This is a genomic window from Flavobacterium sp. H4147, assembly GCF_029360735.1.
Taxonomy (GTDB): Bacteria; Bacteroidota; Bacteroidia; order Flavobacteriales; family Flavobacteriaceae; genus Flavobacterium; species Flavobacterium endoglycinae.
Window position 1 is genome coordinate 205,058 of record NZ_JARKNB010000001.1, and the last position, 26,351, is coordinate 231,408.

Annotated in this window: 25 protein-coding genes, 1 tRNA gene and 1 pseudogene; 7 read left to right on the top strand and 20 right to left on the bottom strand. The window is 34.6% G+C overall.

Going from position 1 to position 26,351, the window contains the following annotated elements; all coding sequences use genetic code 11:
* The first annotated feature begins 62 nt into the window (after positions 1-62).
* The 3 genes and pseudogenes from P2W75_RS00865 (at position 63) to P2W75_RS00875 (ending at position 1,364) form a co-directional block, all read left to right on the top strand.
* Positions 63-632, top strand: a pseudogene (locus tag P2W75_RS00865) (NAD(P)H-dependent oxidoreductase).
* A gap of 12 nt (positions 633-644) precedes the next feature.
* Complete coding sequence (locus P2W75_RS00870; RefSeq protein WP_276378564.1) at positions 645-1,184, top strand: SRPBCC family protein; 540 nt, start codon at positions 645-647, stop codon at positions 1,182-1,184.
* A 30-nt stretch (positions 1,185-1,214) separates the two neighbouring features.
* Positions 1,215-1,364: a hypothetical protein gene (locus P2W75_RS00875; protein WP_276378565.1), complete on the top strand. Its 150-nt coding sequence runs from the start codon at positions 1,215-1,217 to the stop codon at positions 1,362-1,364.
* A gap of 106 nt (positions 1,365-1,470) precedes the next feature.
* Here P2W75_RS00875 and P2W75_RS00880 read toward each other — a convergent pair.
* The 17 genes from P2W75_RS00880 to P2W75_RS00960 all read right to left on the bottom strand — a co-directional run bounded on the left by P2W75_RS00880 (position 1,471) and on the right by P2W75_RS00960 (position 19,260).
* Positions 1,471-1,544 (bottom strand) — tRNA-Arg (locus P2W75_RS00880).
* An 82-nt stretch (positions 1,545-1,626) separates the two neighbouring features.
* The gene (locus tag P2W75_RS00885) at positions 1,627-2,076 is read right to left on the bottom strand and encodes a GatB/YqeY domain-containing protein (RefSeq protein ID WP_276378566.1); all 450 of its coding nucleotides are present in this window, start codon (positions 2,074-2,076) and stop codon (positions 1,627-1,629) included.
* Positions 2,077-2,320: 244 nt separating this feature from the next.
* The gene (gene ftsZ, locus P2W75_RS00890) at positions 2,321-4,312 is read right to left on the bottom strand and encodes a cell division protein FtsZ (protein ID WP_207297615.1); all 1,992 of its coding nucleotides are present in this window, start codon (positions 4,310-4,312) and stop codon (positions 2,321-2,323) included.
* 79 nt (positions 4,313-4,391) lie between these two features.
* Positions 4,392-5,798, bottom strand: coding sequence for a cell division protein FtsA (gene ftsA / locus P2W75_RS00895; protein WP_207297616.1), 1,407 nt, complete (start codon positions 5,796-5,798; stop codon positions 4,392-4,394).
* Between the two features lie 6 nt (positions 5,799-5,804).
* The gene (locus P2W75_RS00900; RefSeq protein ID WP_207297617.1) at positions 5,805-6,527 is read right to left on the bottom strand and encodes a cell division protein FtsQ/DivIB; all 723 of its coding nucleotides are present in this window, start codon (positions 6,525-6,527) and stop codon (positions 5,805-5,807) included.
* Positions 6,514-7,863 carry a UDP-N-acetylmuramate--L-alanine ligase gene (gene murC, locus P2W75_RS00905; RefSeq protein WP_207297618.1) on the bottom strand — a complete coding sequence of 450 codons (1,350 nt, stop codon included), beginning with the start codon at positions 7,861-7,863 and terminating at the stop codon, positions 6,514-6,516. Before murC ends, P2W75_RS00900 begins: the two co-directional genes overlap by 14 nt.
* A 156-nt stretch (positions 7,864-8,019) precedes the next feature.
* Positions 8,020-9,105: an undecaprenyldiphospho-muramoylpentapeptide beta-N-acetylglucosaminyltransferase gene (gene murG / locus P2W75_RS00910; RefSeq protein ID WP_276378567.1), complete on the bottom strand. Its 1,086-nt coding sequence runs from the start codon at positions 9,103-9,105 to the stop codon at positions 8,020-8,022.
* A 36-nt stretch (positions 9,106-9,141) separates the two neighbouring features.
* Positions 9,142-10,461 (bottom strand): FtsW/RodA/SpoVE family cell cycle protein, encoded by a 1,320-nt coding sequence (locus tag P2W75_RS00915; protein WP_207297620.1) that lies wholly within the window; start codon positions 10,459-10,461, stop codon positions 9,142-9,144.
* A 57-nt stretch (positions 10,462-10,518) separates the two neighbouring features.
* Entirely contained in the window at positions 10,519-10,878 is a 360-nt protein-coding gene (locus P2W75_RS00920; RefSeq protein ID WP_276378568.1) for a four helix bundle protein, read from the bottom strand.
* A gap of 66 nt (positions 10,879-10,944) precedes the next feature.
* Positions 10,945-12,276, bottom strand: coding sequence for a UDP-N-acetylmuramoyl-L-alanine--D-glutamate ligase (gene murD, locus P2W75_RS00925; RefSeq protein WP_276378569.1), 1,332 nt, complete (start codon positions 12,274-12,276; stop codon positions 10,945-10,947).
* A gap of 65 nt (positions 12,277-12,341) precedes the next feature.
* Positions 12,342-12,692: a four helix bundle protein gene (locus P2W75_RS00930; protein ID WP_207297623.1), complete on the bottom strand. Its 351-nt coding sequence runs from the start codon at positions 12,690-12,692 to the stop codon at positions 12,342-12,344.
* A gap of 51 nt (positions 12,693-12,743) precedes the next feature.
* Positions 12,744-13,976 (bottom strand): phospho-N-acetylmuramoyl-pentapeptide-transferase, encoded by a 1,233-nt coding sequence (mraY, locus tag P2W75_RS00935; RefSeq protein ID WP_276378570.1) that lies wholly within the window; start codon positions 13,974-13,976, stop codon positions 12,744-12,746.
* A gap of 101 nt (positions 13,977-14,077) precedes the next feature.
* Complete coding sequence (locus P2W75_RS00940; protein ID WP_276378571.1) at positions 14,078-15,541, bottom strand: UDP-N-acetylmuramoyl-L-alanyl-D-glutamate--2,6-diaminopimelate ligase; 1,464 nt, start codon at positions 15,539-15,541, stop codon at positions 14,078-14,080.
* Positions 15,538-17,547, bottom strand: coding sequence for a penicillin-binding protein (locus tag P2W75_RS00945; RefSeq protein WP_207297626.1), 2,010 nt, complete (start codon positions 17,545-17,547; stop codon positions 15,538-15,540). Before P2W75_RS00945 ends, P2W75_RS00940 begins: the two co-directional genes overlap by 4 nt.
* A complete protein-coding gene (locus P2W75_RS00950; RefSeq protein WP_207297627.1) occupies positions 17,538-17,885 on the bottom strand; it encodes an FtsL-like putative cell division protein in 348 nt (115 codons plus the stop codon). Before P2W75_RS00950 ends, P2W75_RS00945 begins: the two co-directional genes overlap by 10 nt.
* 18 nt (positions 17,886-17,903) lie before the next feature.
* Positions 17,904-18,812 carry a 16S rRNA (cytosine(1402)-N(4))-methyltransferase RsmH gene (gene rsmH, locus P2W75_RS00955; RefSeq protein WP_276378572.1) on the bottom strand — a complete coding sequence of 303 codons (909 nt, stop codon included), beginning with the start codon at positions 18,810-18,812 and terminating at the stop codon, positions 17,904-17,906.
* A complete protein-coding gene (locus P2W75_RS00960; RefSeq protein ID WP_207297629.1) occupies positions 18,787-19,260 on the bottom strand; it encodes a division/cell wall cluster transcriptional repressor MraZ in 474 nt (157 codons plus the stop codon). The genes rsmH and P2W75_RS00960 overlap by 26 nt, the downstream gene beginning before the upstream one ends.
* A gap of 378 nt (positions 19,261-19,638) precedes the next feature.
* On the opposite strand from P2W75_RS00960, the gene P2W75_RS00965 reads away from it, so the two are divergent.
* Together P2W75_RS00965 and yihA are read left to right on the top strand one after the other, a co-directional pair.
* Positions 19,639-20,403, top strand: a complete 765-nt coding sequence (locus P2W75_RS00965; RefSeq protein WP_207297630.1) for an alpha/beta fold hydrolase — start codon at positions 19,639-19,641, stop codon at positions 20,401-20,403.
* 41 nt (positions 20,404-20,444) lie between these two features.
* Positions 20,445-21,065 (top strand): ribosome biogenesis GTP-binding protein YihA/YsxC, encoded by a 621-nt coding sequence (gene yihA / locus P2W75_RS00970; protein ID WP_207297631.1) that lies wholly within the window; start codon positions 20,445-20,447, stop codon positions 21,063-21,065.
* A gap of 126 nt (positions 21,066-21,191) precedes the next feature.
* Here the strand turns inward: yihA and gldC are convergent, their stop codons facing one another.
* Complete coding sequence (gene gldC, locus P2W75_RS00975) at positions 21,192-21,530, bottom strand: gliding motility protein GldC (RefSeq protein WP_207297632.1); 339 nt, start codon at positions 21,528-21,530, stop codon at positions 21,192-21,194.
* The gene (gene gldB, locus P2W75_RS00980) at positions 21,530-22,483 is read right to left on the bottom strand and encodes a gliding motility lipoprotein GldB (RefSeq protein ID WP_207297633.1); all 954 of its coding nucleotides are present in this window, start codon (positions 22,481-22,483) and stop codon (positions 21,530-21,532) included. Before gldB ends, gldC begins: the two co-directional genes overlap by 1 nt.
* A 98-nt stretch (positions 22,484-22,581) precedes the next feature.
* On the opposite strand from gldB, the gene nadE reads away from it, so the two are divergent.
* On the top strand, positions 22,582-23,388 hold the full coding sequence (gene nadE, locus P2W75_RS00985) for an NAD(+) synthase (protein WP_276378573.1): 807 nt from the start codon (positions 22,582-22,584) through the stop codon (positions 23,386-23,388).
* A 92-nt stretch (positions 23,389-23,480) separates the two neighbouring features.
* Positions 23,481-24,110 carry a response regulator transcription factor gene (locus tag P2W75_RS00990; RefSeq protein WP_207297635.1) on the top strand — a complete coding sequence of 210 codons (630 nt, stop codon included), beginning with the start codon at positions 23,481-23,483 and terminating at the stop codon, positions 24,108-24,110.
* Positions 24,111-24,193: 83 nt separating this feature from the next.
* On the opposite strand, the gene dnaG is transcribed toward P2W75_RS00990, so the two are convergent.
* Positions 24,194-26,269 (bottom strand): DNA primase, encoded by a 2,076-nt coding sequence (dnaG, locus tag P2W75_RS00995; protein ID WP_207297636.1) that lies wholly within the window; start codon positions 26,267-26,269, stop codon positions 24,194-24,196.
* Positions 26,270-26,351: the final 82 nt, after the last annotated feature.

The window sequence follows — 26,351 nt, forward strand, 5'->3', positions numbered from 1 at the left end:
CTTACAATTTTAGCGAAAATTGCTGATTTACTTTTGTTCTAACAAATTCAAAAAATAGAACAATGAAACACTTAATTATCTATGCCCATCCAAATCCAGAGAGCCTAAACAGCCATTTTAAAAAAACTCTTGCAGAACATCTATCAAACAGCAAACAGGAAGTAATAATTCGCGATTTAAATCAACTCAATTTCAACCCCGTGCTTTCACTACATGATATGCAAGGACAACGAATGGGAAAAGTTGCCGACGATGTAAAGCAAGAACAGGAGTTTATTTCGTAGGCAGACCATATTATTTTTATTTATCCTATTTGGTGGACAGGAATGCCTGCCATTATGAAAGGATATATAGACCGTGTTTTTAGTTATGGTTTTGCCTATCGTTACGACCAAGGTGTTCAAAAGGGACTATTTACGGGCAAACAAACAACCGTAATCAATACTCACGGAAAATCACAAGCCGAATATGAAAAAATCGGCATGGATAAAGCTTTATCGCTGACATCAGACAAAGGTATTTTTACTTATTGCGGACTTAAAATTAATCAGCATTTCTTCTTTGACAAAGCCGACAAACCTGCTCCAGAAAGTATAGAAAATTGGACAAAAGAAATTATATCAAACTATTAATTCTATATTATTATGAAAATCAAAACACTCAAAAAGGTATTATTTGTTTTTATTTCTTTCCTTTTACTAATTGCTGTTACTATTTTTTCACTTGAGTATTTCAGTAGTTATAAAACCTCTAAAACCATTCATCTTGATGCGCCTGTAATTACAAGAAAGAGTATTGTAATTAATGCACCTGTCGAAAAGGTTTGGAAAATCTTTAGTGACGTAAATAACTGGGGAACATGGCAAAAGGAAATCGTAACGCCTAGAATTGATGGCTCGTTTAAACCAGGAACATCTTTTTATTGGAAAAGCAATGGATTAAACATTACTTCTACGTTACAAACGGTCAAAACCAACAAAATGGTTGGCTGGTCTGGACCCGCATTTGGAGCATTTGCGATACACACTTGGTATTTTAACGAACAGAATAATCAAACGACAATAACTGTAGAAGAAAGCATGGAAGGCTGGCTGGTTTCTTTATTGAAAAGCAACTTTCAATCCAGCCTCGACACCTCAATAGATTATTGGCTTACTGCATTAAAAGCTGAATCTGAAAAATAATTTATTTACAACAATTAAAAATTAGAAAAAATGAAACAGACAACAAAAACAACTTTCGACAAATCGAGTTACAATCCGCTATTATTTAAAAGTTATAAAGCAGCAAAAAAAATCCTGAAATATAGTTTGTATGCCATCGTGCTATACTTTGCTTACGAAGGATTTATGGGATGGCAATAGTAATAAATATAAACAGCAACTGCCAACAGCTACAACAAGTTTGATCACAATTTTCAAACTATAAAAAAGCCTGAGAATCTACATTCTCAGGCTTTTAATTTTATTGTGACCCCGGAGGGGTTCGAACCCCCAACCCTCAGAGCCGAAATCTGATATTCTATCCAGTTGAACTACGAGGTCAGTTAATTTATGATTTCAGATTATAGATTTTAGATTGGCCAATTGGAATCTAAAATCTACACTCTAAAATCTAAAATGATATTTACGAAAGTAATTTCTTTACAATTGTAGAAATGGTTTTTCCTTCAGCAGTTCCGCCTAATTGCGCAGATGCTAATCCCATAACTTTACCCATAGAAGCAATTCCAGAAGCTCCAGTTTCAGCAATGATTTTTTCGATAACTGCTTCTACTTCTGCTTCGCTTAACTGAGCTGGTAAAAACTTCTCGATTACAGCTACTTGAGCCAATTCTGGTTCAGCTAAGTCGGGACGGTTTTGCTCTGTAAAGATTCTTGCGCTTTCTTTACGTGTTTTTACTAATCTTTGAAGTAATTTAATTTCTTCATCTTCTTTTAATTCTTCTTTAGATCCTGAAGCTGTTGAAGCCAGCAATAATTCTGATTTAACAGCTCTCAATGCTTCTAATGCTACAGTATCTTTTGCTTTCATGGCCGTTTTGATTTCGTCCATGATTTTTGCTTGTAAACTCATGTTTATGTTTTATTTAAAATAAGCCTAAGCCTATTAATTGATATATTAATTTGCAATTTGTTTTGACTATTACTTAGTCGAAGCCCATTCCGACAAGAAGCCCTTGGACTTTGCTCAGGGTGACAATATTGTTTTTAAAAGTACTATTTAAAAGTCAAATTTCTAAATTCTGTGCGAAGATAAAAAAAATAACCCGAAAATTAAATCCAATTTTCGGGTCATCTTAAATTATTAAGACGCAGTATTAATCTACATTATCGTGCAAAAATGAATTGTTTGAACGCAATTGTAAATCGTTATTACTGTCTGTTCCAACCGAAATTCTTGAATTGCTATTACCAGATTGAGAATTTGATAAATCGATTCCTAATCTTTTGTAAGCCGGTTCTTTTTCCAGCTCGTCAATTCTTGAAACATTGTTATGGAATTTATAGTTAAATTCTTTTAGTTTCTTTCTTCTTTCTTCAGCACGTAAACGTAATGTTTCTTCAATTGTTAATTCCATTGGAGAGACTTCAGAAGTTGTTGAGAAATCAGGCTGGCTTGCAAAATCAGCTCTTGATTTTAATGTAATGTTCAATTCCTCAGGAACCGTATCTTCAACCACTTTTTCAACTGGTTTAGATGACATTAAATCATTTTCAACTTCCATATATTCTTCTAACGAATATTTGATAATTCCGTTATCAGAAAGTTCTGTTACCGGTACAAACGAAACGGGATCGTTTACTTTGATATTTTTAGTTTCGTTTGATAATTCAAAAACGATTCTATTATCTTGCTGCTGTTCGGCAACTGGCTCTTTCTTAACTTCAGGCTCTGATTTGAATAGCGGTAAATCAAATGAAAAAGTTTGTTGTTGTTCTTCTCTTTCAAAAGTTCTCTGCTGTACAGGCTTTACTTCTTGTTGGAAAGTTTCAGCTGCTGGAGTTGAAATTTTAAAATCGATATCGGTGATTGGCGAAACGATTTCAAAAGTCACGTCTAGATTTTTAATAAACTCAGACATTACAACCAATTCTTCTTGATTGATTGTTGGTGTTTTTGGAGCAACTGGATTAGACACAGGAGCAACAGCTGTATCCTCCATTAAATCAAAAACTACTCTGTCTTCTGATTTTGCAGCTGGTGTTTCTGCATTGATATCAAAAGTAGTAAGTGGTCTATTTGTTAAGTTGTGAACACTTCTCTGTTCATCTTCTAACGTGTGAATAATTTTCTTAGGCTCTGTATTTACGATTTCATTTTGTTGTTCAACATCAAAACCGGTCGCAATAATAGTTACAGCAATAGCATCACCAAGAGTTTCGTCTTCACCAACTCCCATGATAATATTGGCATTGTAACCCGCTTCTGCTTGAATGTGATCGTTGATTTCTCCAATCTCATCAAGTGTTATCTCATCAGATCCAGAAACGATAAGCAACAATACGTTTTTGGCTCCTGTAATTTTATTGTCATTTAATAATGGAGAGTCAAGAGCAGATACGATAGCGTCTTTTGCTCTGTTTTCTCCCTGCGCTACTGCAGATCCCATAATAGCTGTTCCGCTGTTTGCTAAAACTGTTTTAGCATCACGTAAATCGATATTTTGAGTATAGTGGTGCGTAATTACTTCAGCAATACCTCTAGAGGCCGTTGCCAAAACTTCATCCGCTTTAGAGAATCCTGCCTTGAAACCTAAATTTCCGTAAACTTCTCTTAATTTGTTGTTGTTGATTACAATTAAAGAGTCAACTTGTTTACGCAATTTTTCGATTCCTAAAAGTGCTTGCTCCTGACGTACTTTCCCTTCAAACTGAAACGGAATCGTCACGATACCCACCGTTAAGATTTCTCTTTCTTTTGCTAATTGAGCGATAACTGGCGCAGCACCTGTACCTGTACCACCACCCATACCAGCAGTAATAAATACCATTTTAGTACCACGGTCTAACATTTTTTCGATGTCGGCAATACTCTCAATAGCAGATTGTTGTCCTACGTCAGGATTTGCTCCTGCTCCAAGACCTTCTGTTAAATTTACTCCTAACTGAATTTTGTTAGGTACTGAACTGTTCTGCAGTGCCTGTGAATCTGTATTACAAACGATAAAATCAACGCCTTTAATACCTTGTTTAAACATGTGGTTAATAGCGTTGCTACCACCTCCACCTACACCTATTACTTTGATTACATTTGATTGGTTTTTTGGTAAATCAAATGAAATACTTCCAAATTCTGAGTTGCTCATCATCTTTTTGGTTTTTGAAATTCTTATTTGTACATTTTTTACTTCTTGACTTGGGGCAAAAAGTAATCCTTTTCTCTTATTATTATTCAGCGTTATCTAAAAAATCTTTGATTTTGTCGACGTATCTGTCAAAAAATGATCTTCTAATTTTTGTTTCAGTAGATTCTGATTCTGCCTTTACTGTTTTAAGTTCTCTAGGCTCTTCAATAGTTTCTACTTTCTCAACGTAGTTTTCTTCAACTTCGTATTTCTGCACTGGCGGAGGCACATTTCTGTACACAACTTTTGGTTGCTCGTTTACGACTTCCATTCGAATCGCACTTTGTGTGCTGTTTTCAATGCTGTTCATTACTAAACCAACAGCTGTCGCAAACAATGGACTTGAAATTTCTTCGCTTGAATTTCCTGCTAAATGCTCATTTGGATATCCAATTCTGGTGTCCATTCCTGTGATGTACTCAACCAATTGTTTAATATGCTTTAATTGTGCACCACCACCTGTAAGAACGATTCCAGCAATTAATTTTTTACGAGGATCTTCGTGTCCGTAAGCTTTGATTTCTGCAAAAACCTGTTCTACTATTTCCACCACACGTGCGTGGATAATTTTAGAAAGATTTTTTAATGAAATCTCTTTTGGCTCTCTTCCTCTCAGTCCCGGAATAGAAACAATCTCGTTGTCTTTATTTTCTCCCGGCCATGCTGATCCGAATTTTATTTTTAAAAGTTCAGCTTGTTTTTCGATAATCGAACAGCCTTCTTTTATATCATCTGTAATTACATTTCCTCCAAAAGGGATTACAGCTGTGTGACGGATGATTCCATCTTTGAAAATCGCCAAATCTGTTGTTCCACCTCCAATATCGATAAGTGCCACTCCAGCTTCTTTTTCTTCCTGGCTTAAAACAGCATCTGCCGAAGCTAATGGTTCTAATGTTAATCCAGATAGTTCAATTCCTGAACTTTGGATACATCTTCCCACGTTTCTGATTGAAGAAGCTTGTCCGACAACAACGTGAAAACTAGATTCAAGTCTTCCGCCGTACATTCCGATTGGTTCTTTAATTTCAGATTGTCCGTCAATTTTAAATTCTTGAGGCAGTACGTGAATGATTTCTTCTCCCGGTAACATCGCCAGTTTATTTACCTGATCGATTAAAAGCTGAATGTCTTTCTCACCAATTACTTCTTCCGGATTATTACGACTGATATAATCTGTATGCTGAATACTTCTGATGTGTTGTCCGGCAATACCCACAACGACATCTTTAATCTTATAACCTGAATTATTTTCCGCTTCAAGTATTGCTTGTTGAATGGACTGGATAGTTTGTGTAATGTTGTTTACAACCCCACGTGCCACTCCCAGACTTTTGGATTTACCAATACCCAAAATTTCCAGTTTTCCATACTCATTTTTCTTGCCTATCATGGCAACTATCTTTGTCGTTCCAATATCTAGACCTACTGCAATATTATCTTTTTCCATTTTCTATTATTTAGTGCAAACTACTTGTTCCGTAAACCTAAGGTCAATTTTATTGTATTTATATAACGAACTATCTAAAACTGCTTTTTGAAAGAAGGCTTTATAGTTTCTAAATTTTCTATCAACATTCATTGTACGACCAAAATCTATGACATAATCATAGTTTCGATTAAACATTTTTAGGCTGCCATTCGGCATAATTTGTATAGCAATGATGTTTTTTTTCAAAAACGCATCGTCATAAATTGTGCGAAATAAAGCAGCTAAATCTTCGTTATTTTTTTCATTTATTGCCCCTGAAACAAGAGGAACTCTTGCGGTAAAATTATCAGATAAAGGCATTTTATTACCCTCATAGTCAATATAAAAAGATTGAGCGCCATCATAAACTCTTGCTATGGGCGTCTTCTGTTTTACAACCGCTTTTAGAACGCCATCGATACTTACAAAAACATCTGACTTTTCAATCATGTCTTGTGAGTTGATGGTTTTCTCTATCTTATTCAAATCTACTTCATCTTTTCTAATACTGGAAGCGTCCCTTTTATTTTCTATCAACAATTTATTAACCGTTTCCGGCTTCACAAAAAGTGTATTCTCCCCTACAAAAATGACCATAGATTTTTTCAGTTTTCTATCCCCATTTCGATGCTGTGCGAAAGAATATAAGAATAAAACGAGGCCTAAAATGAGTACTAATCGAATATTTGTCCAATTAAATAGTTTCATTTAACATCTTTTTGATTGATGGTACCATTTCTCCAATATCACCAGCTCCTATTGTTACAATTATTGGCGCATCACTGGCTTTGATTTCTGCTAATAAATGTTCTTTTGCAACAATTTTTTTGTTCGAATTTGTCATTTTACCTAACAGCCATTCTGATGTAATTCCTTCCATCGGAAGTTCTCTGGCTGGATAAATATCCATTAAAAATACTTCATCAAATTGAGATAAACTTTCAGCAAATCCATCTGCAAAATCTCTTGTTCTGCTGAATAGATGCGGCTGGAAAATCGCCAGTACTTTTCGGCCTGGATATAATTCTCTAACAGCCTGATGCACTGCATTTATTTCGGTTGGATGATGTGCATAATCGTCAATATAAACTAGTTTTTCAGATTTAATCTGATATGAAAAACGTCTTCTGATTCCGTTAAAAGAAGCAAGTGCTCTTGCAATAGCATCGGTTGCAGTGCCATACGTTTTTGCCATTGCAATTGCCATTAAACCATTCATCAAATTGTGTTTTCCAGGCAATCCAAAACGAAGATCTTTCATAATTTCTGATGGCGTCTGCACATCAAAAACATAACTTCCATCTTCAATTCGAACATTGTATGCTTTATATACTGCATCTTCGTTTATAGCACATTGAACTCCATCAAGAGGCAGTTCTTTTGTGATAAACAATTTGCTTTTATCTTCTACTTTTGAGGCAAATTCAACAAAGGAAGCTTCAATAGCATCGCTCGTTCCGTAAATATCCAAATGATCTGCATCCATTGAAGTTACACAGGCAATGTTTGGGTGCAAATGCAGAAATGAACGGTCAAATTCATCTGCTTCAACGACTGTAACAGTCTTTCCGCTTCCAATTAAATTAGAATTGTAATTCTCTACAATTCCGCCTACAAATGCCGTAACATCTGCTCCACTTTCATATAAAATATGGCCTAAAATACTAGATGTAGTGGTTTTACCGTGCGTTCCTGCTACTGCAAAGCTGAAAGTTCCTTTTGTAATAATTCCTAAAACTTCAGCACGTTTTTTAACTTGGTAATTTCTTTCGATGAAATAATTCCATTCTGAATGCGTAATAGGAACTGCCGGCGTAAAAATCACCAGTGTATTTTCTACATAATAATCCGATGGAATCAAATTGATGTTATCTTCAAAATGAATATCAATACCGCTTTCGATTAGTTCACTTGTTAGCATAGAAGGTGTTTTATCATAACCAGAAACTTTTTTCCCGATATGTTTAAAATAACGAGCTAAAGCACTCATTCCGATGCCTCCGATACCTATAAAATAAACGTTTTGTATTTGATTTAAATTCATTTTAAATATATTTTTCAGACTTGTTCACTACTCTTATTTTTTGTAAGAATCTAGCAATTAAACCTTTGCGTTTTTTGAAGTCTTTCCAAGCCTAAATTGCCTAAAATAGCCTTCTTATTTATTCTCTGCGTTGTATAATTTTCGTAAAATGTTATATTATAACAACTTCTTAATCTGTTCTACAATAACTTTTGTTGCGTCTGGTCGTGCCAACTTTTTAATGTTTGCGCTGAGCTGTTTTTGTTTTCCCTCATCTTTCAGCAGCGCTTCAAAAACAATGCTAAACTCGGCGTCCAACTCAGATTCTTTCAACAAAATCGCGCCTTTTGCTTCTACAATAGCCTGCGCATTTTTAGTTTGGTGATCTTCAGCTACATTTGGGGACGGAATAAAAATTACCGGTTTTCCCACAATGCATAATTCTGAAACTGACGATGCACCGGCACGCGAAATAATGACATCGGCAGCTGCGTACACAAAATCCATTCTTTCTATAAAATCAACCACTTTTACATTTGGCTGATTGTATTTTTTGTAATCCTCAAAATATAGTTTTCCGCATTGCCAGATAATCTGAACATCTTGCGAAAGAAAATTTTGCAGTTCTTTTTCGATCAACTGATTGATTCTTCTCGCTCCTAAACTACCGCCTAGAACAAGCAGTGTTTTTTTATTCGTATCTAAACCGTAAAAAGCAATTGCTTCATCACGTTTTGTATCAATGTCAATTAAATCCTGACGAACCGGATTTCCTGTCAAAACGATTTTATCTTTAGGAAAAAATCGGTCTAAGTTATCATAAGCTACACAAATTGCATTTGCTTTTTTACTTAGCAATTTATTCGTAATTCCGGGAAAAGAATTCTGTTCCTGAATTACAGTTGGAATTCCCGCTGATCCAGCCGCTTGCAATAAAGGCCCGCTGGCAAAACCTCCGGTTCCTATCACTACATTTGGCTTGAACTTTTTAATAATTCTTTTTGACTCCAATAAACTAGAGGCTAGTTTTAGAGGAAACATCATGTTTTGTAATGTCAATTTTCGCTGTAAACCGGCAATCCAAAGACCTTTTATTTCGTAACCTGCCTGAGGCACTTTCTGCATTTCCATTTTATCTTTGGCACCTACAAAAAGAAATTCTGCATCAGGAAATTGTAATTTTAATTCGTTTGCAATCGCAATTGCAGGATAAATATGTCCTCCTGTTCCTCCTCCGCTTAATATGAATTTATACTTTGTCATATTTCTAATAGTTGTTGTTAAACTATTTTATCCTTTTTATTTATTTAAAACTGCATTCATAGGATTTCTTGAAGCGTCTTCAATCGAATACATCGCTTCTTCTTCATAAATCTCTTCTTTTTCATTTCCAGCTAAATCTTCTTCAGCCAGTTCTTTGTCTATTAATCTTTGCAGTGCTTCTTTTCTTCTTTCTTTTTCTTCTTTTTCTTCGGCGATTTCTTCTTCTTTCTTAGTTACACTAATAATGATTCCAAGTGAGAAACACGTCATCCAGATCGAACTACCACCAGAACTTATCAGCGGAAGCGTCTGCCCTGTTACCGGCAGTAATTCTACTGCAACGGCCATATTAATCATCGCCTGAAATATCATTGGAAAACCGAGTCCGACGACGACTAATTTTCCAAATAAGGTATTTGCTTTATGTGATGCAATTACAAATCGGAATAAAAGCAGTAAATACAATAACAATATTGAAACACCACCAACTAAACCATATTCTTCAACTACAATTGCGTAAATAAAGTCGGAAGATGATTGTGGAAGGAAGTTTTTCTGAACACTTTTTCCAGGGCCTAGTCCGCCTAATTTTCCCGAAGCGATTGCAATTTTAGCTTTTTCGATTTGGTAATCGTCTTCATCCGGTTTATCTGTGGTAAAGTTCATAATACGGCTTTCCCATGTTGAAACCCTGCTGAAGAATCGTGATTCTGGAAAGGCTTTCGCTACTAAAAGGAAAAAGGCTAACATTACGATTCCTGAACCAATAATAAAGGCAATGTATTTTAACGGATATTTTCCAATGAACGTCAGCATCATAACCATTGAAAAGATCAACGCCGTTGTTGAAAAGTTCGCTGGTAAAATCAATGCCAATGTGATAAAAACCGGAATCCAAAGCTGAATAAACGAGGTTTGAAACGGTTCGTTTTCTTCTTTCGTTTTTGACAAATAACGTGCTACATAAATAAACAATACGCTTGCCGCTAATGTCGAGGTTTGAAACGTGATTCCAATGAAAGGCACCTGAATCCAACGGCTTGCATTTGCTCCTGCGATTACGGTTCCTTTTAACAAAGTGTACAATAATAACAGCCAAACTACTGGCAGTGCAATTTTTGAAATGGCTCTAAAATAATGATATGGCACTTTGTGCACCCAGTAAATAATCAAGAAACCAATACAAACGTGAGCTAAGTGTTTTACCAGATACCCTAATGTATTTCCGGTTCCATGACCTATATACGCCAGATTACTACTTGCACTAAAAACAGGCATAAACGAAAACAGCGCTAATAAAGCCACGAATGACCATATTACTCTATCTCCTTTTAGTTTGTTTACTAGTTCTTTCATAATCTTAATTTTAGATTTCTGATTTTAGATTTTAGATTTTTTTTCGAACCTTCGGTTCTATTTGTTGATTCTGTTATTTACTGTTTTTAGACTGCTTACAAAAATTGCAGTTAATTCGTTAGCTTCTTTTAAAGCTGTTTCCAGCTCTTCTTTGGCGAGCCACATTTTTTCTTTTATAATTTCTATCCAAAATAAAGTTTCATCAGCTTCTTCTAAAACTATGTTCATTTTGGCAACAAACTCTTTATCGCTTCGAGCTCTGCAAACTGCTCGATAATTCGCTCCAACTGATGTTCCGCTTCTTACTATTTGACTTGTAATCGATCTAATTACATTTGTATTTGGCAGCTTTTCAGCTAGATCAATTATCATCAAAGAAAATTTCTTTGTTCTCACATTCATTTCACTCGTCGTCATACAAAAGAACTTATTTTGAGTTCAAAGTTTAGAAACAATCTAAAATCTGAACTCTAAAATCTAAAATTATAAATTGTGTACCGCTTGCTTAAATTGCTTCCCTCTGTCTTCGTAGTTTTCGAATAAATCGAAACTTGCGCAGGCTGGAGATAATAAAACCGCGTCACCTTTTTCTGTTAATCTTTGAGCTGTTTTTACTGCATCGCTCATATTGTTTACTTCTACCATAATATCAACAACATCTCCAAAAGCATCGATTATTTTACGGTTATCAATTCCTAAACAGATAATTGCTTTTACTTTTTCGCGAACCAATGACATTAATTCGTTGTAATCATTTCCTTTATCGACACCTCCAACAATCCAAACAGTTGGAACATTCATGCTGTCTAAAGCAAAGAAAGTAGCATTTACATTTGTTGCTTTTGAATCATTGATGTATTGAACGTTTTGTATTTTCAATACTTTTTCTAAACGGTGTTCTACACCTTGGAAATTAGATAGACTTTCACGAATTGTTGCATTTCTAATCTGCATCAATTTTGCTACAGAGCTTGCTGCCATTGCGTTTTTCATATTATGTTTTCCTTCTAACGCAATGTGTTCTGTATCCATTGTAAACTCTTCTTGGTTGATTTTAATTTCCATTTTGTTGTTATTTATAGAAGCCCCTTCATCGAATGTTTTGGTCAATGAAAAAGGAATTAATTTTGCTTTTGTTTTGTTGTTCTTTAACCATTCTGTGCTTGCCTCATCGTCTGCATCGTAAATGAGATAATCACTTTCGGTCTGATTCATTGTTATTCGGAATTTCGAATTGATATAATTTTCATATTTATATTCATATCGATCTAAATGGTCTGGACTAATATTGGTTATTATAGCAATATCGGGTCTGTAATTTATAATTCCATCTAACTGAAAACTGCTTAATTCAAGAACGTATGCATCGTATTTATTTTCGGCTACCTGCCAGGCGAAGCTCTTTCCTATATTACCTCCTAATCCCACATTTAATCCTGCATATTTAAGCAAGTGATGCGTCAGCATAGTGGTGGTCGTTTTTCCGTTACTTCCAGTAATTCCAATTGTCATAGCATCTGTAAAGGGTATCGCAAATTCTATTTCTGAAATTACTTTTACTCCAGCAGTGATAAGCTTTTTTACTATCGGAGACTTTTCTGGAATTCCGGGGCTTTTCATCACCACATCAGCATTTAGAATTAAATCTTCTGTGTGCTGTTCTTCTTCCCAAGCAATTTTATTAATGATAAGAACTTCTTTATAGCTTTCTTTTATTTTTCCGAAATCAGATACAAAAACGTCATATCCTTGTTTCTTACCGAGGATTGCGGTTCCAACTCCGCTTTCGCCTCCTCCTAAAACTACTAGCCTCATACTCTATATAATTAAAAATTCAGAATTAAAAATTAAAAACCATTTCTGATCTTTTAATTGAATTCCTATTTTCCTTTTAAGGTTAATATAATTTTTGCTAATATTCTGCAAATTTCATCTGCCTCAATAAAGATGCTGCCGAATTCATTTGTAGAAATATAATCTGTTGCCTTTAGCAACTTTAACCAATAAATTGTTTCTCTCGCTTCTTTATATGAAATCTCAAGTTTGAACAAAAACTCTTTATCAGAACGTCCTCCAATCGATTCTTCAATATTAGCGCCTATTGAAGTTCCTGATCTTAAGACTTGTTTACTCAGAACAAATTCCTTTTTTACATCAGTCAAGTATTTGTATAAATTGACAATCCTGACCGCAAAATCGAATGATTTATCCTGAATAATATTTTCTTTCATTTTTATAAGAACGTGTAATCTTTAATTTTTAATTCTGAATTTTTAATTGAGTTATCTCAATTTTAACGTAACAATTGACAATATGGCTAACATTACGGCAACAATCCAGAAACGGGTTACGATTTTACTTTCGTGATATCCCTTTTTCTGATAATGATGATGAAGAGGCGACATCAGGAAAATTCTTCGACCTTCACCAAATCGTTTTTTGGTATACTTGAAATAGGTTACCTGAATTATTACTGAAGCACTTTCCGCAAGGAAAATTCCACAGAACAAAACGATCAATATTTCTTTGCGAACTGCAATTGCCAAAACTGCAATGATTCCTCCAATGGTTAAACTTCCTGTATCTCCCATAAAGACCGAAGCCGGAAATGAGTTGTACCAAAGAAAACCTATCAAAGCTCCCACAAATGCCGAAATAAAGACGGTCATCTCTCCCGAATTGGGTATATACATTATATTTAGATAGTTTGAGAAAATGATATTTCCTGAAACAAACGTAAAGATTCCGAGTGCGAGGACGGATACTGCGGATGTTCCTGCGGCGAGTCCGTCGATTCCATCCGTTAAATTGGCTCCGTTTGATACCGCTGTGATGATAAAAATTACTACTGGAATAAACACTAACCACGCCCATTTTTCATATCCGTCTCCCATAAAAGATAATATCTCAGCGTAATCAAATTCGTTGTTTTTCACGAATGGAATTGTCGTTGCTGTAGATTTTTCTTCAACTGGTGCAGGCAACACAACTGTTGTGTTTGCTGCTGTTCTAAAAACATCTGTACGTCCTGTATCTGTTCTTACAGTAACAGCTGGATTAAAATAAAGAACTGCTCCTACTATGATTCCAAGACCTACTTGACCAATAACTTTAAAAATTCCTTTAAGTCCTTGTTTGTCTTTTTTGAATATTTTGATGTAATCGTCTACAAAACCAATTGTTCCCATCCATAAAGTGGTTACAATAAGCAGAACGATATAGATATTATGCAAACGAGCGAACAACAATACTGGAACCAAAGTGGCAAAAATGATAATCAGTCCTCCCATTGTAGGCGTACCTGCTTTTTCATTTTGACCTGCCAGACCCAGCTCACGAACTGTTTCTCCTACCTGCTGACGACGCAAAAAGTTGATCACTCTTTTACCGTAAATAGTTGACAAAAGCAATGAAAGCAAAAATGCTAAAGCTGATCTAAAAGTAATATACTGGAAAACTCCTGTTCCAGGTATATCTAATGTTTTGTCAAAATATTCAAATAAGTAGTATAGCATATTTTTCTATTTTTTAAATTCCAATTTCGAATTAAATTCCAATTTTTAAATCTCAAATTCCAACATTACATTGGGTTTTAGAATTTCGAATTTTTATTTTGTTATTTATTTAACTGTTCTAAAATTTCTTTTACGGTTTCCATATCATCAAAATGGTGTTTTACTCCATTTATTTCCTGATAAGTTTCGTGCCCTTTTCCGGCAATTAAAATAATATCATTGGGCTGAGCCAGCTGACAAGCAGTTTTAATAGCCTGTTTTCTATCAGTAATTCTCAAAACCTTTTTATAATTATGAGCTTCAACACCTTGTTCCATTTCATCTAGAATTACTTCAGGATCTTCGTTTCTTGGATTATCTGATGTTAAAATTGCTTTGTCACTTAGATCTGTTGCAATTTTTGCCATAATTGGCCTTTTCGTTTTATCTCGGTTTCCCCCACAACCCACAACTGTAATCAATTGTTCGTTTTTGGTACGGATGTCATCAACTGTTTTTAAAACATTCTCTAGAGCATCTGGAGTGTGTGCGTAATCTACAATTGCCGTTACTTTCGAATCAGTAACAATATATTGAAAACGTCCTGAAACGCTTTCTAAATCAGATAGCAAACGCAATGCTTCAAGATTATCTATTCCTAATTCTACAGCGGTTCCGTAAATTGCCAGAACGTTGTAAGCATTGAAAGTTCCAATTAGTTTTACCCAAACTTCGTTATCATTTACCTTTAATAGTAAACCTGACAATTGGCTTTCTAAAATTGTAGCTTTAAAATCAGCATAAGATTTAAGCGCATACGTCAACTTTCTTGCTACGGTATTTTGGAGCATGACGGTTCCGTTTTTATCATCGATATTCGATAATGCAAAAGCTGTTTTTGGCAGAGAATCAAAAAATGACTTTTTAACATCTCTGTATTCCGCAAACGTAGCGTGATAATCCAAATGATCGTGAGAAAGATTCGTGAAAATTCCACCAGCAAAATGTAACGCTTCTGTACGTTTTTGGTGGATTCCATGAGAACTTACTTCCATAAAACAATAGGCTACACCTGCTTCAATCATTTCATTTAAATAATGATTAATCGTAATTGAATCTGGCGTTGTATGTGTTGCCGGATATTCCGTTTCATCAACCATGATTTTTACGGTTGATAATAAACCTACTTTAAATCCTGCTTTTTTGAATAACTGATATAATAATGATGCAATGGTTGTTTTTCCGTTAGTTCCGGTTACACCTGTTAATTTTAATTTTGAAGAAGGATCTCCAAAATAATTAGCAGCCATAAAAGCCAATGCTGTATTTGTATCTTTTACCTGAATGTAGGTGATTCCTTTTTCTACATTTTGAGGAAGCGTATCGCATATAATCGCTGTAGCTCCTAACTGAATTGCTTTTTCGATATAATCATGCCCATCAGAAAGTGAACCGCGAATGGCCACGAAAACATCATCTGATTGTACTTTACGTGAATCAAATTCAATTTTCTGAATGGCAATTTCTGTTGAACCTGTTACAGATTCAATTGCTACCTTATATAATATGTCTTTTAGTATTTTCACGATAATTCTAATACTATAGTTGTGTTCTTATTTATACTCTGCCCAGCCTGAATCGATTGATTCTTTACTTTTCCTACCCCATTTACCTTTACTTTCAAACCTAAATTTTCTAATAAAGCAATAGCATCCATTCCAGGCATTCCTTTTAAATCAGGAATTTGATTTGTTTTTTTTCTCGATTCTAAATCGTATTTATCATAGCTTGTTTCTTGTTTTGCTATTTTAGAATCGAGTTGTTTAATTTTATTAGTTGAAGGTGCATCTGTAAAAATCTTTTGAGCAATTCTTTTAAAAACTGGTCCTGCAACGTCTGCTCCGTAATAATTATTCTTAGCTGTATTGGGTTTGTGAACTACTACAATACAAGAATATTTTGGATGATCTGCTGGAAAGTAGCCCACAAAAGAAGAAGCATAATACAATGCTGATTTTCCTTCTTTACCACCATAATTTACCTGAGCTGTTCCTGTTTTTCCTGCCATCGAAAAATCTTTCGAATACAATTTAGAACCTGTTCCTTTTTTAACTACATTTTGCAAAACTGCTTTTATTTTCTTCAGCGTCTCAGGAGAACAAATCTTTGGATTGATGACTTCAACATCAAACTTTTTAATGGTTTTGTTCCATTCTTTAATTTCAGATACAAACTGCGGTTTTACCATTACACCATTATTGGCAACTGAATTATAAAAAGCAAGGGTCTGCATAGGCGTAACCGAAACATTGTATCCAAAAGCCATCCACGGAAGTGTAGTTCCTGACCAATGTTTGTCTCCAGGTTCTGGAATATACGGTCTTCCTTCTCCTTTAAAATGCAGTCCTAATGTTTTATTCAATCCATAGCTTTTAATGTGATTTACAAACTTTGAAGGATTGTTTTTGTAATTATTATAAACCGCCTGAACCATTACAGTATTTGACGAAAGTTCGAATCCGCGGGCTAATGAAACTTTTCCGTAACCGCCATTATGCGAATCACGTACCGATCTTCCATAATATTTCACTATACCACCGTGGCTGTCATAAACCGTACTGGTATCGGCTACTTTATCTTCTAGAATCGCCATTAAATCCACTAATTTAAAAGTCGATCCCGGCTCCTGAGATTCTGCAATTGCGTAATTTGTGGTTTCGTAATACGATCCATCTTCTGCTCTTCCTAAATTTGAAATTGCTTTTACATGTCCTGTCTGCGTTTCCATAACCACCACACAACCATGATCGGCTTCATAATCTTCCAGCTGTTTCAATAAAGCGTGATGTGCAATATCCTGAATAAAAACATCTATTGTCGAAATCACATCGTAACCATCAATTGGATCTACTTCGTTAACATCACGAATGGGTTTCCACTGTCCTTTTGCAATTTTTTGTTTTAAAATTTTACCGTCTTTTCCATTCAAATAGCTTTTAAAAGCCCATTCGATTCCTTTTCCTACTTCAATTCCTGTTGTCGGATCAATTCGGTCATAACCAATTGTTCTTTCAGCAATTTTCCCAATTGGGTGTTTTCGAACCGTTTCCTGCTCTACGATAATTCCGCCTTTAAAAGCTCCTAAATTGAATAATGGAAAACCTTTAATTTTTACATATTCGGTATAGCTTAAATTGCGGGCAATTAAGTAGTAACGGTTTTTATTTTCACGTGCTTTTCTTAATTCTTTTTCGTAATAACCTGATGGTCTGTCTAAAACTGTTTCTAAAGAATCTGAAAGTTGTTTTACATACTTCTCAAAAGTTTCTTTTTTTGGCGCTTTTGCATCAAAACGAATTTCATAATTCGGGATTGATGTTGCCAATAAACTTCCGTCAGCCGAATAAATATTTCCTTTGTTAGCCGGAATTACAAAGTTTCTAACGGTACGCTGTTTCGCTAGTTTTCTATAATAATCTCCTTCAACCCATTGAATATTGGTTAATTTAACGACAATAGCAATTGCCATCAAAAAGATGAAAACTGCTACGAGGTAAATTCTGTAGGATATATGTTTATCGTCTACTGCCATATTCTTTTAAAGAAACTTTTTTCTTCTTCTTTTTTAACTTCAATTTTAATAGGCGGAACCGTTGATGGAAAGATTTGTTTTTCTTTCATTTTATCCGATATCGTGGATTCCATTTTTAATTTCATCAATTCTGAACGTCGATCTACAAATTCTGATCGCAATTCTTTTACTTCGTTATTGAGTTTTGCAATCTCAAAAACTTTTTGCTCGTATCGCTGTGTATTAGCAATCATCAGAATCGCCAGCAGAATTATGAACACAATGAAACGCCAGTTTTTCACTGCATCATCATGAATCAGAAATCTTGCTTTTAATATTGCGAATACTCCCCCTTTCATTTTTTCTACCTATATATATTATATCTTTTCTGCAATTCTCAATTTGGCACTTCTTGCTCTGTTGTTTATTTTGATTTCTTCATCATCAGGAACAATCAATTTTCCAATTGTTTTAAACGGTACCGAATAGTTTCCAAAAAAATCGCGTTCTGGTTCTCCTTCAAACATTCCGTTTTTTATAAATCTTTTTACCAATCTGTCTTCTAAAGAATGGTATGAGATTACTGAGAATCTTCCGCCTGGTTTTAAAATTTCTAATGACTGCTCAATAAATTCTTTTAAAACATCCATTTCCTGATTTACTTCAATTCGGATAGCTTGATAAATCTGAGCTAATATTTTGTTTCGAACTTTTTCAGGAAGATATCTTTTCAAAACTTCTTTTAATTCATCAGTTGTTTTGATTGGATATTCTCTTCTCGCTTCTACAATTGTTCTTGCCAGAGCTGGTGCATTTTTCAATTCCCCATAATCAAAAAAAACACGACGCAAATCCTGTTCTTCATATTCGTTCACTACACGATACGCATTTAAATCATTTTTTTGACTCATCCGCATATCCAGTTCAGCATCGAATCGGGTTGAAAAACCTCTTTCTGGAACATCAAACTGATGTGATGAAACTCCTAAATCAGCCAGAATTCCGTCAACTGCTTTTACACCATGAAAACGAAGAAATCTTTTGATGAATCTGAAGTTTTCATTAATCAGTGTAAATCTTTCATCTGGAAGCGCATTCGCAAGAGCATCTTCATCCTGATCAAAAGCAAATAATTTTCCATTTGGCCCTAAACGTTTCAAAATTTCTTTTGAGTGGCCGCCGCCGCCAAACGTCACATCCACATAGATGCCGTCAGGCTTAATATTTAAACCATCAACAGTCGGATGAAGTAAAACCGGATTATGATATTCCATTATCGTCGTCATTAATATTTCCCATTACTTCCTCGGCTAAATCAGCAAAATCCATATCTTCGCCGCTTATTGATTTTTCATATAAATCTTTATCCCAAATTTCCACAATATTAACCGCAGATGAGAATACAACATCTTTAGAAATACCTGAAAACGTCACTAAATCTTTTGGCACCAACAATCTTCCTAATGCATCAATCTCTACCACTTTTACGCCGGCAGTAAATCTGCGGATGAAATCATTGTTCTTTTTTACAAAACGATTCAGCTTATTAATTTTTGCCATCATTAAATTCCATTCTTCCATTGGATACAACTCCAAACACTGTTGAAAAACCGAACGCTTCAAAACAAATCCGTCTTGAAGTGAGGAAGCCAATTGCTTTTTAAGGGGCGCAGGTATCATTAACCTCCCCTTAGCATCAACTTTACACTCATATGTCCCAACAATTGTATTCAAGAAAAACCACTTAACATGTTACACAGCAAAAATATAAAAAAAATTACCACATATTACCACTAAATACCACTTTGTTGATAAGTTTAACCACTTTTGTCCCACTTCCTTTAAATATTGAATAATCAATACTTTAGATATTAATCAGCTAAAAAATCAAATCTTTTAACAATTAAAAAAAATATATAGTAATTCTCTTAAAAAAGTAACGATAATGCAACAAAATTAACATTAAGAAAATATCACAAAACCCACTCTAAAACCTGATTTTTAAACACTTATAAATTCTACTTAAATTATGTAGTTAAAAAATGGCAGCAAAAATTAATTTTTATGTAATTAACCCTATATTTGTCGAAATTGAAATTGGCATAAAACTAGATGGACAAAAACTACAAAAAAGAAGGCAAATACAGCTATTATGAAGCTGGTGAAGGAACTCCGATTGTTATTTTACATGGATTAATGGGGGGACTTAGTAACTTTGATGGTGTAGCGCAATATTTCCCAACGAAAGGATACAAAGTGGTAATCCCGGACTTGCCAATATACACACAAAGCATTTTAAAAACGAACGTAAAAAGCTTCGCTAAATACGTCAAAGACTTTATTACTTTTAAAGGTTTTGACAAAGTTATTTTATTAGGAAACTCATTAGGAGGACATATTGCATTGTATCACACAAAGCTGTATCCTGAAAAAGTGGCTGGACTTGTAATTACAGGAAGTTCAGGTCTTTACGAAAGTGCAATGGGAGACAGTTATCCAAGAAGAGGTGATTATGAGTACATCAAAAAGAAAGCTGAAGATGTATTTTATGATCCTAAAATTGCAACTCCTGAGCTTATTGATGAAGTCTATGCAACTGCAAATGACCGCATCAAATTGATCAAAACATTAACGATTGCCAAAAGCGCAATTCGTCATAATATGGCCAAAGATTTACCAAAAATGACAGTTGAAACCTGCATTATTTGGGGCAAGAATGATTCTGTAACACCACCAAATGTTGCCGAAGAATTTCATACGCTACTGCCTAATTCAACTTTATATTGGATTGACAAATGCGGACATGCTGCCATGATGGAACATCCTCAGGAATTTAATGAAGTTCTTGAAAAATGGCTTACTGAGAAAAATTTATAGCATTTAACTTTCGATTTTAGGAGGTTTTAAAACCAAGAAACATGAAAATTAATACCGCCGAATTTATTGTCAGTAATTCTGATGCATCAAAGTGTCCGAAAGATTTTTTACCCGAGTACGCTTTCATAGGCCGATCAAACGTTGGTAAGTCCTCTTTGATCAACATGCTTACGAATCATAAAAATTTAGCTAAAACTTCGGGAAAACCGGGAAAAACTCAATTAATAAATCACTTTAAGATTAACAACAATTGGTTTTTGGTCGATTTACCAGGTTACGGTTACGCTAAAGTTTCCAAGAAAACGAAATCGGTTTTTCAGGAATTTATTACTGATTATTTCGAAAACAGACAGCAATTAGTCTGTGCTTTTGTTTTGATAGATATTCGCCATGAAGCACAAAAAATTGACATTGAATTTATGTCGTATATGGGCGAAAGCGAAATTCCGTTTTGCATTATTTTTACCAAAGCAGATAAAATCAGCAAAGGAAAAGTTGAGGCTCACATTGCCGCTTACCGCAAACAAATGTATGCTAATAACTGGGCCGAAATGCCGCATTACTTTGTCACTTCTTCTACAGAAGCTACTGGACGAGAAGAAGTTTTATCTTATATTGATGAAGTAAATCAGGAAGTTTTTAAAAATAATAGTGAGTTTTGATTTGAAATTCCAATTTTTTAAAATTTCAAATTCCAAGAATTATACTTATATAATACACCATAATAAAAATCCCAAATTCCAAGTTTAAACTCGGAATTTGGGATTTTTATTTAATTGGAATTTCTACTATTGTTTCGTAAGTTCCAATTTTTCTGCAAAGTAATCACAAAAATCCTTCATTGTGTCAGACATTTTTTCATCGTCTGTGGCACGTTTAAAGGTGTCTGCCATCGCTACTAAAGTCTGGTGGAAGAAAATCTTCATTTCGTCTACCGGCATATCTTTTGTCCAAAGATCAATACGCATTGTTTCCTGCGCTTTGCTATCCCAGATTGACAACATAATAGCTTTTGCTTCTTCTGCAACTACTCCGCCATCTTGTGCACTCCAAGTTAATTTTTCCGGAACTCGGTTCTCGTCTAATTCTATATTGAATTTAATTTCTGATTTTATTGTATTTGACATTATTTCTTAGGTTTATATTTTGACTTTTCGAAAATTTCTTTTGCATTCACTTTTAATAATTCTGACAACGATACGTTATTATTCTTCATATAAGAACGAACAATCTGCCATCCAATCCACGCCCCAACTCTTCCTGGAGAATCGTTATCGATTTCGAGATAAAATTTAGAAAACGGAGCCGGCGTAATAAAACGGGTTGTAAGTTTAGGATCTAAACTGTACAGCATTTCGTTTTCTAGAAAATAACGCCACATATAGCTTTCATTTTCTTCACACCATTTTATTTGTTCGGGTGTATACCCCATCTTTTCCGCATCGGTATAATTCGGCAGCAATAAATCTTTTGCATACAATTGTTTGCCTTCAAAAATCATTTGCGAAACCAAATTCTTATCAGGATACGCAGGAATGTTTCTATAAGTAAAACTCGAAACCACATCTGGCATGATTTGCTTTTCTTCAAAATTTTGTTTTAGATAATTTGGAAACTCATAAAACTTATGATCTTTACCTAAATATAGTTCTAAAGCCACCACTACCAGACTGTCTGCATAAATTGCTTTAGCATTATAATCCATTTCTCCTATTACTGTAATTACTTTAGGAGTTTTTGTTTTAGGAAAATAATATTTTATATGCTGGAAAAGTGAATTAAACTCTTCTCGCACTGGCTCAAAATTGGAATATTTTTTTTGAACCTCATCATAAACTTCTCTCCAGATGGGTTCCTTCATTTTTTGAAGCCATACATTATCATCATTTCCAGGAAAGAAATAAGGATATTGTTTTTTTATTTTAGCTAGATCTTCAGGCTTAGTTTCAAAAAACACTTTGTCAAAGCGTTCTACTTTAACGTCTACTGGAATTTCCTCGACTTCTTTTTCAACCTTTGTTTTTTGGTCACAAGACAAAAAAAACAAGCACAGAACCACTACAAAGCGATACATTTTCATTTTATTTTAATTAGATTTGTGTTGCAGGATTTTAAGTATTCGTATACTTAAAAATAATTCTGCAAATATAATCCCTGCATCTTAAAACTTGAACTATTATGGCTAAAAAAAGCACAATTCAGACAGAAAAAGTAAATACACATATTGTTGAATGGTTAAAAAATTATGCGGTAACTGCAAAAGCGAAAGGATTTGTCGTTGGAATTTCCGGCGGAGTCGATTCTGCTGTCACTTCTACGCTCTGTGCGCAGACCGGACTGCAGGTTTTATGTGTTGAAATGCCGATTCATCAAGCTGAAAGTCAAGTTTCTAGAGGAAAAGAACATATTGAGCAGTTAAAAAAGCGTTTCCCAAATGTGTCAAGTGTCCAAACTGACTTAACAGCTACTTTTGAAGCATTTAAGTATTCTGTACCCTCTTCAAAAGATTCAACAAAAGTTAATTTATCGTTAGCGAATACTCGAGCACGTTTAAGAATGACTTCTTTATATTATTTAGCAGGAATAAACGGGCTATTAGTAGCAGGGACGGGCAATAAGGTAGAAGATTTCGGTGTAGGATTCTATACAAAATACGGAGATGGAGGTGTAGATTTGAGTCCGATTGCTGATTTAATGAAATCTGAAGTTTTTGCTTTAGGAACTTATTTAGGTGTTCCAGAATCAATTTTAACAGCTGCTCCAACAGACGGACTTTTTGGCGACAATAGAACCGATGAAGATCAATTAGGCGCAAGTTACGATGAATTAGAATGGGCGATGATCGCGTCAGAGTCAGGAAATACAGCGGATAACTTCACTGGGAGAGAAAAATCTGTCTTTGAAATCTATAAAAGATTAAACACCAGCAACAAGCATAAAATGGATCCAATACCTGTTTGTGAGATCCCAAAAACGTTAAAATAAATATTTTAACATTTGTCTGCAATTAATTACAGAATTTATTTATTAATTTTACAGCTCCAAAAACATGATAACAATTCTAAAAAGGTAAAATTATGATTAAAGTATGTCTTGCAGACAATCATCCTGTGACTCACTTTGGCGTTAAGTCTTATTTCAAAGACCACGATCAAATTTCAGTTGTTGCCAACGTAGGCAATTTTTCAATGGTTAGAGATATTCTTCAAACGAAGGAGATCGACATCCTAATTTTAGATCTAGAATTAGAAGGTCTTTCAAGTATCTTTGAAGTTAAATCTATCTTGAAAAATTTCCCAAAAACAAAAATTGTAATTTTCAGTGACCTTGCAGAGCAAATGTATGCTCCAAATGCGATTAAAGCTGGTGTATCCGGTTATGTACACAAAACAGAAAAACTTGAAACTTTAGGTCTTTCTATTATTAAAGTACACGAAGGAAAAATTATCATCAACGAAACTGTGCGTAAAAACATGGCACTTATTGCTAAACAAAGCAAAAGTGAGCGTTTGTACAGAAAACTTTCTAACCGTGAAATCGAAGTTTTACGCTACCTAAGCGATGGTAAGAAAAACAACGAAATCTCTAAAATCTTAAGCCTGAACGAAAAAACGATCAGTACTTACAAATTAAGATTGTTAACAAAATTAAACGTTACTAACTTAGTTGATTTAGTAAATAAAGCTAAGACTTTAGAAATCATCTAATGTAATGGTATCCTGGTTTGCTTCGGCAAAACATTAACCATAAAAAAAAGCTCTATATTGTTTACAGTATAGAGCTTTTTGACTTATGAGTGATAAGGAACGACTACCCGTCCTAGTTTCTTTGAAAAATTATTGAGCAGTTTCGAATAATCAACCACCATCATCAATAATTCTGAATTATCATCCTGCGGATCGGTTATAAGTGATTGCTTTAGGTCGTGAATAATTTTTGAAACCAAAAACCATCGCATCGAAAAGATTGTATCCGAAACATTTTGTTCAATTGTGACATTTTTATGTTTTGGAAAAATGTTCTGTCCTTCCCAATTATGAATGGTCACTTTTTCATCTTCCATTAAAATATTAGTTACTTCCTGCGCAAATTCTGGCGGGAGGTGCATTAAATATTTATCTAAACTAAAAGTCTCATTTTGATTATAGAAATCAATGATATTGGCAAAAAGATTTTGAAATAATGCGTTAGATAACTCTATTTCATCTTCTTGAAGGCTTAAATATATTTTTTCGTAAACTTTATACTTTCTTTTTTCAGAAACTTCTTTTACATTTCCTTCTTCATCTGCTTTTAGGAAAACATCTTCAAAATCTTCTGTAACACTTCCGTACAAAAGAAGCAACTCTATAACCTTTCTTTCAAAACCATACAAAATATCTACTTTTTCTGCGGCTTCTTGAGGATAACCCATATCTCCGGGATAATAATCGTCTGGAGGTCCAGTTCTTGGATCTTCTGGATCTCCTCCTGAAAAACTAACAGGGTTCTGATTTTGATTTTGATTTCTAAAAACTTGAAAAGGCTTTTGTTCTTGTTTTTGCTTTTTATTAGCTTCTGCAAGATCTTTTTGAACCAGCTGTGCCAATGTACTTACCAATACCTGCTCAGAAATATCCATGATTCTTGCACATTCCTGAATATAGACTTCGCGCTGAATACGATCTGGAATTTTAGAAATACTCGTGACCATATCACGAATTAAATCGGCTTTTTTGATAGGATCATTTTTAGCTTCGCCCATTAAGATCGAAGCTTTAAATTGAATAAAATCTTTACTATTGTTTTCGAGATATGCTACTAGATCGTCATGCGAATTTTTTCTAGCAAAACTATCAGGATCCTCTCCATCAGGAAACGCACAGACTCTTACGTTCATTCCTTCTTCCAGAATCAAATCGATTCCACGTATAGAAGCTCGTAAACCTGCCGCATCACCGTCAAAAAGTACTGTAATATTTCTTGTAAGACGATTTACCAAACGAATCTGATCTGGTGTTAAAGCTGTTCCTGAAGACGCTACAACATTCTCAATTCCAGCCTGATTAAACTGAATCACATCAGTATAACCCTCAACAAGATAACAGTTGTTCTGTTTAGCAATTGACTGCTTGGCCTGATAAATTCCGTAAAGGACTTTACTTTTATGGTAAATATCACTTTCTGGTGAGTTAAGGTATTTAGCCGCTTTTTTATCATTCGTTAAAATACGCCCGCCAAAACCCAAAACTCGTCCCGACATACTATGAATGGGAAACATTACACGTCCCTTAAATCGGTCAAAAGGACGGTCTTCTCTCGGAATTGTTAAACCAGTGCTTTCTAAGAATTCTAATTTGTAACCTTTTCCGAGGGCTTCTTTTGTTAAAGCATCCCAGGTTTCAGGCGAATATCCTAAATTAAATTTTTTGATGGTTTCGTTAGTAAAACCTCTTTCTTTGAAATAAGATAATCCTATTGCTTTCCCTTCTTCAGAATTGATTAAAACATCCTGAAAATACTTGGCTGCAAATTCAGAAACCAGATACATACTTTCGCGAATGTCTGTATTTGCTTTTTCAGCATCTGTCTGCTCAGTTTCTTCAATTTCAATATTGTATTTTTTAGCCAGATAACGAATGGCTTCTGGATAGGTAAAATGAGAATGTTCCATCAAAAAAGCGACAGAATTCCCTCCTTTTCCGGAGCTGAAATCTTTCCAGATTCCTTTTGCTGGAGAAACCATAAACGAAGGCGAACGTTCATCTGAAAACGGGCTCAGACCTTTAAAGTTACTTCCGGCACGTTTCAAATTGACAAAATCGCCAATAACCTCCTCTACTCGAGCAGTTTCAAAAACAGCGTCTATTGTACTTTGTGAAATCAAAACGTAATTTATTTTTTAAAAATTTTAGCCTGTAAAAATACGTAAATCCAAGCTGAATTTTTATTATTAAAATAAAAAAAGT